Below are 12932 nucleotides of genomic sequence, written 5' to 3' on the forward strand. Positions count from 1 at the left end.
CGCATCACCGCATGGTCTTGAGCAGGTCGTCCAGCGATATGTTGGCGAACCCTACCGAGCTGTCCGAAATGCCATAGGGAATGACCAGCTGGTCCTCCAGCAGCATCGCGCCGCAGGTATAGATCACGTTGGGCACATAGCCCGACCGGTCCGCATTCTCGGCGGTAAGCAGCGGCTGGGTGGTGCGCGCGATAACCTTCGAGGGGTCGTCGAGATCGAGCAGCGCGCAGCCAAGCGCGTATTTGCGCATCGCGCCCACGCCATGGGTCAACAGCAGCCAGCCATGCGGCGTGCGGATCGGGCTCCCGCAGTTGCCGATCTGGATGAATTCCCAGGGGAATTCAGGCTCCATGATCAGGCGGCCTTCGTCTTCCCAGCAATCCACCCGCGGGCTCTGGAGCAGGAACAGGTTCTTGCCGTCCTGCCGTCCGATCATCGCATATTGCCCCCCGATCTTCTCGGGGAACAGCGCCATGCCCTTGTTTCTGCCGGCCTTGCCTTCGATGGGCTCGAGCACGAACTGCTTGAAGTCGGTGGTGCGAAGCAGCTCCGACCGGATGGTCGCGCCCGAATAGGCGGTATAGGTTCCGATCCACTCATAGCTGCCGTCGTCGTGCCGAAAGCGCACGAGCCTCAGGTCTTCCAGCCCGTTGCGTTGCTGCTCGGTCACGGGAAAGATCACGGTGTTGGAAAGGCTGCTGTCCGCATGGCGATGCACGGTCACGGCGCTGTCGCCGTCGGTCAGGCTGGCATTGTCCAGCTCGACCGAGGTCGCCCACGAGCTCTGCGGCCACAGATCGATGCCGCCGCTCGCCGATGCGATGCCCTCGCGGAAGGCGATCGAACTGATATGGCCTTCACCCACTGCACGCAGCGACATGATGAACCGCACCGCACCGCTTTCGCACCCGCTCTGATCGGGATGCGGGACGATCGAAGGGTTCATCAGCGCGGCTGCGGCATAGGCATATTCGTGACAGAAATACGCCCCGATCAGCTTCTGCCGCGCAGGCGAGAAGTCGGCCTGGCCAAGGCCCAGGGCTGCGTGCACCTCCTGCCACCGCTCGGCGAACATCGCTTCGGTCTGCCAGTGCCGATCCTTGAAATCGGCAAGCACCTTTCCGTATTCCGCAGTGACCTCGTCTTCGCCGAGCGAGGTGATGTTCTCAACCAGCTTCAATGCACGGTTGTCTTCGGCCTGCTGGGCTTGCCAGGTCAGATGGAACGGGCGCAGCACGACCCGCGACGGGTCGGCGCTCAGTCTCAGGTCATGGATATGCAAGGGCCCGCGATACCTGTTTCTTGAGCTTTTCAACCGCGTCTCCCGAATGCTGGCCTTCATCTGGCACGAGCGCTAGCATGGAATGATAACCGAGTTGAAACGCCAATATGCTTTCAGCGCCGCAGTTCAGATTGGCGCCCCGCGGGTTCAGGCCATCCCTGCACAGTCCGCTGACCGGATCTGCCAGAACCTCGCCCCTGTCGTTGGCACCGAAGAACCAGTTCCACGCGGCCAGCCCGTAGCGGCGCCAATGCGGCCCGCCGTCTGCCGCAAATGCCGCAGCGCACGCATCCAGCGCGGCCTGCGCCTCGAGCGGCTGCTGGTCGAACGGCATATGGCCATAATCCTGGCCGAACCCTTCCGATCCGATGGGACGGAAATGACCGGCAGCGGCGATCTGCCGCTCGCAGATCCAGCGCAGCGTATCGAGCCCGATCTCAAGCCAGTCGTTGCGGCCAAGCGCCATTCCTGCCGCGATCAGCGCCTGGGGCATGCGCGGGTTGTCATAAGCGAGCATCGCTTCGAACCAGGTCCAGTCGGGACGGCGGGACTGCCCCGCAAGATGCGCGAGGATCCCGGCGCCGCGTTCGGCTGCGCGCAACGACGGGCCATGCGCGGGCCGGACCTGGAGCATGGCAGAAGCGCCCAGGGTGATAAACGCCAGCGTCCGGGGGCTGTCCAGGCTGGCGCAATGATCCAGAACCTCGTCATACAGACGGGTTGCCCATTCGCGGATCTCCCTGTTGGGGTTGTTCACCGCGGTGTGCGCCAGCGACCAGACGGTCCGGCCGTTCGAATCTTCCGATCCGAAATCCTCGAGCCAGCTTCGATCAAATCCCATGAAATTGCGGAAGAGACCCTTGTCGGGGTTCCAGGCATGCTGGATGAACGACGCACAGACCGTCGAGCGATCGGTCTGCTCGCTGGTACCGATTGCGGTGGTGACATTGAGGAGCATCAGCGCCCGGACGTTGTCATCAAGGCAATAGCCGTGCCTGCGATCGGGGATCATCCCGAGCGCGTGCTGGAACATTCCGGTTGAATCGCTCATCCGGCGGACACCGTCAAAGCTTGGCTGCACCAGCGCGGTCTTGGAAAGCGGGCGCGCGACGGTCTGCTCGATCATCTGCTCGACCGCTTCTGCAAAGCGCGGCCAGATGGTCTGCCTGCCGCGATCATAGGCGCGCAGCTTCTGCGCCGCCAGCGTGCCGGGGTCGGCCAGCAGCGAGCAGACAGCGTCGGCGATTCCCGATACCGATTGCGGCTCGATCAGCACGCCCACCCCATCGGCGAGCAGCTCGCGGGCGTGGATGTACGGCGTCGACACAACCGCCTTGCCGAGTGCAACGGCGTAGCTCAGCGTACCGCTCGTCGATTGCTGGAGGTTGGGATAGGGCGTGAGGTAGATGTCGCAGGCCTCGAGCTGGTCGAGCAGCTCATCGGTGCTCAGAAACCTGTTTTCCCATTCGATGGCGTGCGCCACGCCCAGCTGTTCGGCGCGCTGCATCAGCTCTTCGCGATAGCGCTCGCCCTCACTGGCGACCAGATTGGGATGCGTCGCTCCGACGATGCGATAGCAGATGTCGGGGTTGCTGCGCAGGATGGCAGGCAGCGCCTCGATCACGGCTTCAAGCCCCTTGCCGCGGCCGAGCAGGCCGAAGGTGGTGAGCACCGGGCGATCGCCCAGCCCGCGTTCGGCCTTGAACTGCTGTTCCCGACCGAACGGACGGTCGGGTGCGCCGTGCTCGATCACGTCGATGATCTCGTGCGGCGCATGATGCCGCTCGGTCAGCCGGTCGCGCGACAGGGGGCTCATCACCATGATCCTTGATGCCCTGCTGACAAGATGGTCGATGATCCGCCGCTGGTTGTCCGAAGGGTCCTCGAGCACGGTGTGGAAGGTGACGATGAGCGGGGCTGCGATCCGGTCGACCAGATCGATGATCATCTCGCCGTCGGGACCGCCATAGATCCCGAACTCGTGCTGCACCCAAACTGCATCGGTGGTGGTGGCGTTGATTGCGGCTGCCGCGGTGCGATGGCTTTCGACATCACTGCTGCAGATTGCGTTCACGCCCTCGGGGATGGCGGCATCGCCATTGGTCATCGCCCAGATGTTGAACTTCACGTTATCGAAATGCGCGCCGACCTGCTCGACGACATCGGCCGCAAAGGTTGCAAGCCCGCATTTGCGGGGCGGATAGGTGCTGATGATCGTGACGCAGCGCTGGGCCTGGCGACGGGGAAACGAGACGATTGTCGAACTATGCTGGTCCTCGCCCTTGGACCCATGGGCAAAAAACATGCTGCGCCTCCTGAGATGTCAGGATGGTTACGCTGCGCTGCACAAAACGTTGCCCGTGCCGATGCGGATAACGTTCGATTTTCGACCGATTGCACGGCCTCGCAACCAAATCGCGCCTCAAGATTAACCCATGTTATAATTTTCGGGCCTGTGCGGGAACCTCGAAGGGCTGGCGACGTATTCAACGGGTGTTGAAATAGGCGCGACGACCTCGCTCGCACCGCACGCAGGATTCGCTCATGGCACGCAGACAAGGCGCCGGCAGACCCAGGGATGATGCTCGCCAGGGCCGCAAGGCGCTGGAGACGTCCGCCATGCTGCGCTTTGCCAGGCAGGGCTATGAGGCGACACCGCTGCGCGAGATCGCCGCCGATGCAGGGGTCGATGTCGCGTTGGTCTCCTATCATTTCGGCAGCAAGCTGGGGCTGTGGAAGGCGATTGTCGCAAGCGCCGCGTCCGATCTGCACGATGCTCTGGGTGCAGCGGCGGCCAGGGACAAGGCAGGCGCCGCCGATCCGCGCGCCGATCTGAAGAACGCGATGGCGACCTATGTGGCGCATCTGCTGGCGCATCCCGAAGTTCCGCGGCTTATCCTGCGCGACACCACCACCGACACGGTCCGTGCCGAGTGGCTGCTGCGCGAGCTTTCGGGGCCCTTGCACCAGCGCTTTTACGATCTGGCGCAAGCGGCAGTGGCCGAGTGTCCCGGTGAGCAGGCCTATCTCCAGTTCCGGGTCGCCACTTTCATCTATTCGGCTGCCAGCGCCGTCGCCCGGCGGGAGCGGCTGGCAACGCTGGTGACAGGTGTCGGCGACGAGCACGCCTTTGCCGGGGCGCTCGAGGCCACGCTGATCGATGCGGCGCTGCGCTGTGGCTGAGACCCCGCGCCCTCTGGTCGACGCTGCGGATGGCTATGCGTTCAAACCGCACGAGATGCCTATTCTGCCGGGGTCGCCCGCCAACCCCGACCACCCTGCGAGGCGGCGGGCGGCGTATCTCGCCATCGGTATCTTCATCGGCCTGGTGGGCGGGGCGCAGAACGGATTTCAGCTCGCCAACACGTCCGCGCTGCAGGCCGAGTTTGCGCTCACCCCGGTCGAAGCCGGCTGGATGACGGTGGCGTTCTACGCGACCTACGCCTCGATGAGCATGCTGCTGTTCCGGGTGCGGCAGGAATTCGGCATCCAGCTGTTCGTGCGCTGGGCGATGGCGGGGCTGGTGACCGCCAATCTGGTGCAGCTGATCGGGCCGGGCTATCATGCCGAGCTTGGCGCACGCGCCGTCGCCGGGATCGCCGCCAGCGGCCTGTCTGCGCTGACCATCTACTATCTGATGCAGGGCCTTCCGCCCGCGCTGCGCACGGTGGGGCTGGTGCTGTCGCTTGGCCTCACCCAGATCGCCTTTCCGCTCACCCGCGCGCTGTCGCCCGCGCTGCTGGTGGATGGCGATATCGACCGCGTCTTCCAGTTCCAGTTTGCGCTGTCGCTGCTCGGGCTGGGGCTGGTTTATCTGCTGCGCCTCCCGCCCGGGGTGCGCAAGCTGACCTTCGAGAAGCTCGACATCCCCAGCATCGCGCTGTTCGTGCTGGGCGTGGCATCGCTGTGCGCGTTCCTGATCCAGGGGCGGATCCAGTGGTGGGACGCTCCCTGGCTGGGCTATGCCGCCGCGCTGGCGATCATCGGCCTGGGCGGCTGCCTGCTGATCGAGGCCAACCGCAAGAGCCCCATGCTCGATCTGAGCTGGCTGTCCAGCCGGGCGATCCTGGGAATTGCGGCGATCGGTGCGACGGTGCGCATTCTGGTCGCCGAACAGGGTTTCGGCGCCAGCGGGATGTTCGTGGCGCTGGGCTATGGCAACGAGCAGCTGACCGGCTATTTCTGGGTGCTCACCGGCGCGACGGTCGCCGGCGTGGTGCTCTCGGTCATCCGGCTCGATCCCAAGGACCTCGCACGGCCGGTGCTGTTTGCCGTGCTGGTGATCTGTGTCGCCGCCTTTGCCGATACCCGTGCGGGTGTGATGACCCGCCCGCAGGACCTGTATCTGTCGCAGGCCGCGATCGCCTTTGCAGCGGTGTTCGCGATGGGGCCGGTGCTGATGCAGGGCATGCTCAGGGCGCTTGCCGCAGGGCAGAACTACATCATCAGCTTCATCGCGATCTTCTCGCTGTCGCAATCGGTCGGCGGTCTGGCCGGTATCGCGTTGCTCTCTGCGTTTCACACGATCCGGCTGAAGACGCATCTGATCGATGCCGGGACGACGCTGGCGCTGGGCAACGCGCAGCTTTCGCAGGCGGTCTCCAATGTCGCGCAGCGCACCGCGCCGCTGCAGCAGGACCCGGCGCTGGTGCAGCAGACCACAGCTGCCAGCATATCGCAGCAGATCGGGCGCGAGGCGGCGGTGCTTGCCTTCAACGACGTCTTCTTTCTCATCGGCACGCTCTCGGCGATCACCTTCGTCGCGCTGCTCGTGCCCTGGGTGATCAACAAGATTCGCGGGCGCAATCCGCTCGCCAAGGAACTGGCCTTTATCGAGGCCATGCGCGCAAGGACGAACCCATGACAGCCTCCACTCTTCCGCCGCAGGACACGGCGCCCAAGGCAACTGAAACCGAAGCCCCCCTGGCGCAGCCCGAAAAGGGCTGGTCGCCGCAGGTGTCGCGTCAGCGCGTGGGCGTGGCGCTGGTTCTGATCGTCCTGGGTGTGCTGGCGGCGCTCTTTGCCTGGGGCCTGCCGCCCTTTGCCGGGGGGGACGAGACCACCAACAACTCCTATGTGCGCGGGCGCACGACCATCGTCAGCCCGCAGGTCGCAGGCTATCTGGTCGAAGTCGGGGTCGCCGATTTCCAGAGGGTCGAAAAGGGCCAGCTGCTGGCGCGCATCGATGCCACACCCTATCGCGAGAAGGTCCAGCAGGGCGCGGCCAACATTGCCGCGCAACAGGCGACTTTGGCCAACAGCGAGCAGAGCCTCCGGTCCGCCCAGGCGCAGCTCAGGCTGCAGGATGCCTCGGTCGCCAGCGCGCAGGCGGGCTATCTGAAGGCGCAGGCGGACATGAAGCGCATCGGCGAGCTCGTCGATGAAGGCTCGGTCTCGCTGCGCGAGCGCGACCAGGCGCTCGCCGCGTTGCGCCAGGCGCAGGCCGGCGTCCGCCAGGCCGAAGCGCAGCGAGCGATCGCGGCAGAGAACATCCGCTCGGTCAGCGTCGGGCGCGGCGCGCTCGAGGCACAGGTGGCAGGCGCGCAGGCATCGCGCGATCTGGCGGCGTTCGAACTGTCGCGCACCGAAATCCGCGCACCCCGCTCGGGCAGGCTGAGCGAGATCACCGCGCGCGAAGGCCAGCTGGTCAGCGCCGGGACGCAATTGATGTACATCGTCCCCGACGAACTTTGGGTGGTCGCCAATTTCAAGGAAGCCCAGACCGAGAAGATGGCGGTCGGCCAGCGCGCGACGCTCGAGGTCGATGCGCTGGGCGGCACCCGGCTGACCGGGCGCGTGCAGAGCGTCTCGCCCGCCGCAAGCAGCGAGTTCAGCATCGTCAAGCCCGACACCGGGGCGGGAAATTTCGTCAAGGTGCCGCAGCGGATCGCGGTGCGGATCGTGCTCGATCCCGGCCAGAAGCCCGCCAGGCGGCTGGGCCCGGGCATGTCGGTCATCGCAACCGTGCACACCGGGGAGTGACGGCGATGCGTCCAGTGCTTCTCGCGGCCCTCTCCGGCCTGTTGCTGCTTGGCGCCTGTGCTCCTGCGCTGCAAGATGCTCCGATGGCGGCATCGGTGAGCGCGCCTGCCCAGTGGCGCACGCAGCTTGGCGTGACCGCGCCAGTCGAAGCGCAATGGTGGCAGGGTTTTGGCGATCCGCAGCTGTCGGCGCTGGTCGAAAAGGCACGCCTCGCCAATCCCGATGTCAGGATCGCTGCGGCGCGGGTCGAGGAAGCGCGCGCCACCGAACGCGGCTCGCGCGCGTTCCTGCTGCCCACGCTCGGGGTCGGGGTGGATGGCGCGGTGCGGCGGGAGGTCTCGCCCTTCGGCCAGGGGCTGGACCAGATCGTCGCGCAACCGGCGTTTCGCGCGAGCTACGAGATCGACCTGTTCGGCAAGAACGCCGCGCGTGTCGATGCCGCCGAGGCCAATGTCGCGGCGAGCGAGGCCAGTGAAGAGGCGGCGCGGCTGTCGGTCGCAGCGGCGACCGCCAACGGCTATATCACCCTGCTGGCGCTCGATGCCCGGCTGGTGGTGCTCGACGAGACCGTCGAGGCTCGCCAGCAGGCGCTCAAGTTCGCCCGCGACCGCGCCGAAGTCGGCTATACCTCGCAGCTCGAACTGCGCCAGGCCGAGGCAGAATATCAGGCGACCGTTCAGCTTGTGCCGCAGCTGAAGGCCCAGATCGCGCGGCAGGAAAACATGCTCTCGGTGCTTACCGGCGAGCTGCCCGGTGCCATTTCGCGCGGCGGCACGCTTTACCAGCTGCGCATTCCCGCGCCCCCGTCGACGCTCCCATCCGAACTGCTCCGCCGCCGACCCGATGTGGCTGCTGCCGAATTTCGCATTGCAGCAGGCGATGCCCAGATGCGCGCCGCCCGGGCGCAGTTCATGCCCTCGATCAATCTCGGTGCCAGCGCGGGGCTGGCGGTGTCGGACCTGCTGGCAGACCCGATCGGAATCTGGTCGCTGGGCGGCAGCATCCTGGCTCCCATCTTCCAGGGTGGCCGGCTGACCGCGCAGCTCGAGGGCGCGACCGCGCAGCGCGATCAGGCGGCCTGGGCGTATCTTTCGACCGTGCTCAATGCCTTTCGCGAGGTAGAGGACCGCATGGCGGTGCTTGCCAATCTGGGCGACCAGGAAACCGCATTGCAGGCGCAGCGCGCAGCGGTGGCCGACGCGCTGCGGCATGCTTCGAACCGCTATCGTGCAGGCTATACGACCTATATCGAGCAGGTCGATGCGCAGCGGGCGCTGCTCAGCGTGGAGCTTTCGCTGATCCAGACACGGGCCGACGAGCTTTCGAGCCTGGTCGGCCTGTACCAGGCGGTCGGGGGGGCGCCGGAATAACGGCAGCATCTCGCTCTGCGATGATCTATAGCGCCTGCCAGGCAGGCGCCGAGACCAGCGCCGCGCCGGAAGGGCACCGACCATGAGCAGACTGCACGATCATTCCGAACGCCATCTGGTCTCGCGCATCGGCTGGCTGCGCGCCGCAGTGATGGGCGCCAATGACGGCATCGTCTCGACCGCCAGCCTGATCATCGGGGTGGCGGCGGCGTCTGCCGCCTCCTCCGATGTGCTGATCGCGGGCGCTGCCGGGCTGGTGGCGGGCGCGATGTCGATGGCGGCGGGCGAATACGTGTCGGTCAGCTCGCAGCAGGATACCGAGACCGCCGATATCGAACGCGAACGCGGCGAGCTGGCAAGCGACGTCGATGCCGAGATCGAGGAGCTTGCGGGCATCTATATGGGCCGCGGGCTCGATGCCGAAACCGCAGGGATCGTCGCCCGCCAGCTGATGGCGCACGATGCGCTCGGCGCGCATGCCCGTGACGAGCTGGGCATCTCCGCCTTCACCACCGCTCGCCCGGTGCAGGCCGCGCTGACATCGGCTGCGACCTTCTCGGTGGGTGCTGCGCTGCCGCTGGCCGCCGCGATGATCGCGCCGCAAGCCAGCGTGACGCTGGCGGTCGCGGTCGCCTCGCTGCTGTTTCTCGCGGCGCTCGGCGCGATCGGGGCCGGGGCTGGCGGCGCATCGCTGTGGCGCGCGAGTGCGCGGGTGACCATCTGGGGCGCGATCGCCATGGCACTGACTGCAGGCATCGGCAGAGTGGTGGGCGCGGCGGTCTGATCGCTTCGGCCCCGGGCCTGTCATCTGCCCGGACGGAACCTGTAGCACACTCGCGCATATGTGCGTTTTACGTCATTGCGAGGTCACCATGGCTGCACGTGCCTATTGGAAAGGACATATCCGCCTCGCGCTGGTGTCCATCCCCGTCGAGATCTATTCGGCCACCAAATCCGGGGCCGCTGTCAGCTTCCGCCAGATCCACGAGCCCAGTGGCAAGCCGGTCAAATACGAGAAGGTCGTTCCCGGCATCGGGGCGATCGATCACGACGATATCGTCAAGGGTTTCGAGCTGTCCAAGGGCAATTACGTGCTGCTCGACGACGAGGAGATCGCGGCGGTGAAGCTCGAGAGCAAGCGGACGCTCGAGCTTGTCCAGTTCGTCGACAGCAATGCCATCGACGTGCTGTATTACACCAAGCCCTATTATGTGGTGCCCGCCGACGAGCTTGCCGAAGAAGCCTATATCGTGCTGCGCGAGGCGCTGAAGCGGACCAAGAAGGTTGGGCTGGGTCAGCTGTCGTTGCGCGGGCAGGAACAATTGGTGGCGCTGCGCCCCTGCGGCCGCGGGCTGATCCTCGAAGTGCTGCGCTATGCCGATGAAGTGAACAAGGCAGCGGACTATTTCCGCGAGGTCGGTTCGGCCAAGCCCGACAGCGACCTGCTCGATCTGGCCGAAACATTGATCGGCAACAAGTCCGGGGAGTTCGACGCCAGCGATTATGAAAACCACTATGTCGATGCGCTCAAGCGGGTGATCGCCAAAAAGGCCAAGGCCAAGGGCAAGCGGGTGCTCGAGGATGTCGAGGAGCCCGATGTCGGCGCCAAGGGATCGAATGTCATCGATCTGATGGCAGCGCTCAAGGCCTCGGTCGACGGCAAGAAGAAGCCTGCCCCCAAAAAGGACGTAGCCACCACCAAGACCCCGGCGAAGAAGGCGCCGGCGCGCAAGCGGGCCTGACATGGCTAAGGCTGCCGATCTGCTTGCCGACTATAACGCCAAGCGCGATTTCAAGCGGACGCCTGAGCCCACCGGCAAGGTGTCGAAGGCCGCAGGCAACCGCTTCATCGTGCAGAAGCACGATGCCACGCGGCTGCACTTCGATCTGCGGCTCGAGATCGACGGCGTGCTCAAGAGCTGGGCGGTCACCAAGGGGCCCAGCGCCAATCCTGAAGACAAAAGGCTGGCGGTGCGCACCGAGGACCATCCGATGTCGTACGCCGATTTCGAAGGCGTGATCCCCCAGGGTGCCTATGGCGGCGGCACGGTGATGCTGTGGGACACCGGCAGCTGGGCACCGATCGCCGGAAAAAGCGCGCACGACATCGAGGAGGGGCATCTCCACTTCAAGCTCGACGGCCAGCGGATGAAGGGCGAATGGCTGCTGGTGCGGATGAAGCCGCGCCCCGGCGAGAAGCGCGAGAACTGGCTGCTGCGCAAGATCGCCGACAGATGGGCCGGCGGCACGGATGATCTGGTTGGCCGCGCGCTCACCAGCGTTCTCAGCGACCGGACGATGGCGCAGATCGCTGCGGGGGAAGAAGGCCTGAAACCAGACTTGGGCGCAAAGCCTGCCAGCACGGCCAAACCCGCATCCAAACGCCGGTCCAAGGGCACGCCGCCCAAGTTCCGTGCCCTGCAGCTGGCGACATTGGTCGATGCCGTCCCTGCCGGGCACGACTGGATCCACGAGATCAAGTATGACGGCTATCGCGCCGCCGTCGCCGCAGCGGGCAGCGACGTCCGCATCTACACGCGCAACGGACTGGACTGGACCGACAAGTTTGCGCCGCTGGTCGCCCACATCGCCGCGCTCGATCTTCCGCCCTGCCTGATCGATGGCGAGATCGTCGCGTTCGACGCCAACGGCAACCCCGATTTCTCTGCGCTGCAGGCCGTTCTCAAACGCGGCAAGGGCGCGCAGGACGCAAAGACCGAATTGCAGTTCTTCGCCTTCGACCTGATCGAGCAGGACGGCAAGTCGTTGACCACGCTGGGCAATCTCGAGCGCAAGGAACGGCTCGAAGCGCTGCTGCATGATGCCGCCCCGCCGATCGCGGTGGCCGATCATGTCATCGGTGCCGGGGAGAGGCTGTACGCCGCGATGTGCAGCGCGGGGCAGGAGGGGATCATCTCCAAGCGCGCCGAATCGGGCTATGCCGGCAAAAGGTCGACCAACTGGGTCAAGGTGAAGTGCACCCGCCGCCAGGAGTTCGTCATCGTCGGCTGGAACCCCTCCAGGGCGAAGGGGCGGCCGTTCGCCTCGCTGCTGCTCGCCCAGCACGAGGGCGATGCATTGGTCTACAAGGGCAATGTCGGCACGGGGTTCAGCGCCGATGGCATGGACGATCTTGCGCGGACTTTCGCGAAACTCGCCCGCAAGACCGCGCCGTTGCCCGTCGAGGGTGCCGCCGCCCGCCATGCGCACTGGCTGAAACCCGAGCTTGTCGCCGAGATCGCTTTTGCGGAATTCACCGCGGGCGGAGCGGTCCGGCATGCGAGCTTTCTGGGCCTGCGCAGCGACAAGGCAGCGCGCGATGTGACCCCGGAGGTCGCACGGCCCGCGCCAGCCGACCATGATGTGGTCACGATCACCAGCCGCGATCGCGTCATCTTTCCCGAAGCGAAGAAGACCAAGGGCGACCTTGCGGATTATTATGCCGCGGTCGCTCCGGTCATGGTGATGCATGCTGCGCGCCGCCCGATCAGCCTGGTGCGCTGTCCGCAGGGGCGCGCCAAGGCGTGCTTCTTCCAGAAGCATGATTCGGGCTCGTTCGGCGAGCATGTCCACCATATCAGCATTCGCGAGAAGGACGGCGGGCACGAAGACTATCTGTATGTCGAGGATGCCGCCGGGCTGCTGGCCTGTGTGCAGATGGGGACGATCGAGTTCCACGGCTGGGGCAGCCAGATTGCGGCGGTCGAGCATCCCGACCGGATGGTGTTCGATCTCGATCCCGACGAGGGTCTCGATTTTGCCGATGTCAGAAAGGCCGCGCTCGATATCCGCGGGCATCTCGCCGACATGGGTCTGGTCAGCTTTGCGATGCTCACCGGCGGCAAGGGCGTGCATGTGGTGGTGCCGCTCGATCCCGGGCACAGCTGGGATGCGCACAAGGCGTTTGCGCGGCACTTTGCCGAAGCGCTCAGTATGGCCAAGCCCGACCGCTTTGTTGCAACCATGAGCAAGGCCAAGCGCAAGGGCAGGATCTTTATCGACTGGCTGCGCAACCAGCGGGGCAGCACAGCGGTGATGCCCTATTCGGCCCGCGCCCGCCCGCATGCGCCGGTGGCGGTGCCGATCGGCTGGGAAGCGCTGGCAGAAGCGAAGAGCGCGAGCCGGTACACGATCGACGACAGCAGCCTGCTGCTCGAGCGGGCGGGCAGGTCCGACCTTCAGGGCTGGGGATTTGCAGCGCAGGCGCTGCCCGAATACTGATCGCGCATTCGGCGTGCCAAGGCTGTGACTTGCCTTGATTTTTCCCGGAATGACCGCGATGGTCACGCCACGAAAAC

At 65.7% G+C, this 12932-nt stretch carries 9 protein-coding genes; 7 read left to right on the forward strand and 2 right to left on the reverse strand.

The window, feature by feature from the left end; translation table 11 throughout:
* Positions 1–4 precede the first annotated feature (4 nt).
* Together IP68_RS10030 and IP68_RS10035 are read right to left on the reverse strand one after the other, a co-directional pair.
* Entirely contained in the window at positions 5–1315 is a 1311-nt protein-coding gene (locus IP68_RS10030; RefSeq protein WP_369814849.1) for a glycoside hydrolase family 130 protein, read from the reverse strand.
* Positions 1269–3587: a glycosyltransferase family 4 protein gene (locus IP68_RS10035; RefSeq protein ID WP_054134851.1), complete on the reverse strand. Its 2319-nt coding sequence runs from the start codon at positions 3585–3587 to the stop codon at positions 1269–1271. The genes IP68_RS10030 and IP68_RS10035 overlap by 47 nt, the downstream gene beginning before the upstream one ends.
* Positions 3588–3826: 239 nt before the next feature.
* Between IP68_RS10035 and IP68_RS10040 the strand changes: the two genes are divergently transcribed.
* The 7 genes from IP68_RS10040 to ligD all read left to right on the forward strand — a co-directional run bounded on the left by IP68_RS10040 (position 3827) and on the right by ligD (position 12855).
* Positions 3827–4465, forward strand: a complete 639-nt coding sequence (locus IP68_RS10040; protein WP_082382272.1) for a TetR/AcrR family transcriptional regulator — start codon at positions 3827–3829, stop codon at positions 4463–4465.
* Positions 4458–6146: an MFS transporter gene (locus IP68_RS10045; RefSeq protein ID WP_231683898.1), complete on the forward strand. Its 1689-nt coding sequence runs from the start codon at positions 4458–4460 to the stop codon at positions 6144–6146. Before IP68_RS10040 ends, IP68_RS10045 begins: the two co-directional genes overlap by 8 nt.
* A complete protein-coding gene (locus tag IP68_RS10050; protein WP_054134854.1) occupies positions 6143–7264 on the forward strand; it encodes an HlyD family secretion protein in 1122 nt (373 codons plus the stop codon). Before IP68_RS10045 ends, IP68_RS10050 begins: the two co-directional genes overlap by 4 nt.
* 5 nt (positions 7265–7269) lie before the next feature.
* Positions 7270–8634: an efflux transporter outer membrane subunit gene (locus tag IP68_RS10055; protein ID WP_054134876.1), complete on the forward strand. Its 1365-nt coding sequence runs from the start codon at positions 7270–7272 to the stop codon at positions 8632–8634.
* Between the two features lie 82 nt (positions 8635–8716).
* Positions 8717–9418, forward strand: a complete 702-nt coding sequence (locus IP68_RS10060) for a VIT family protein (RefSeq protein ID WP_054134855.1) — start codon at positions 8717–8719, stop codon at positions 9416–9418.
* Positions 9419–9506: 88 nt separating this feature from the next.
* Positions 9507–10376, forward strand: a complete 870-nt coding sequence (locus IP68_RS10065; protein WP_054134856.1) for a Ku protein — start codon at positions 9507–9509, stop codon at positions 10374–10376.
* A gap of 1 nt (position 10377) precedes the next feature.
* Positions 10378–12855, forward strand: coding sequence for a DNA ligase D (gene ligD / locus IP68_RS10070; RefSeq protein WP_054134857.1), 2478 nt, complete (start codon positions 10378–10380; stop codon positions 12853–12855).
* Positions 12856–12932 lie beyond the last annotated feature (77 nt).

The organism is Blastomonas sp. AAP25 (genome assembly GCF_001295965.1).
GTDB lineage: Bacteria > Pseudomonadota > Alphaproteobacteria > Sphingomonadales > Sphingomonadaceae > Blastomonas > Blastomonas fulva.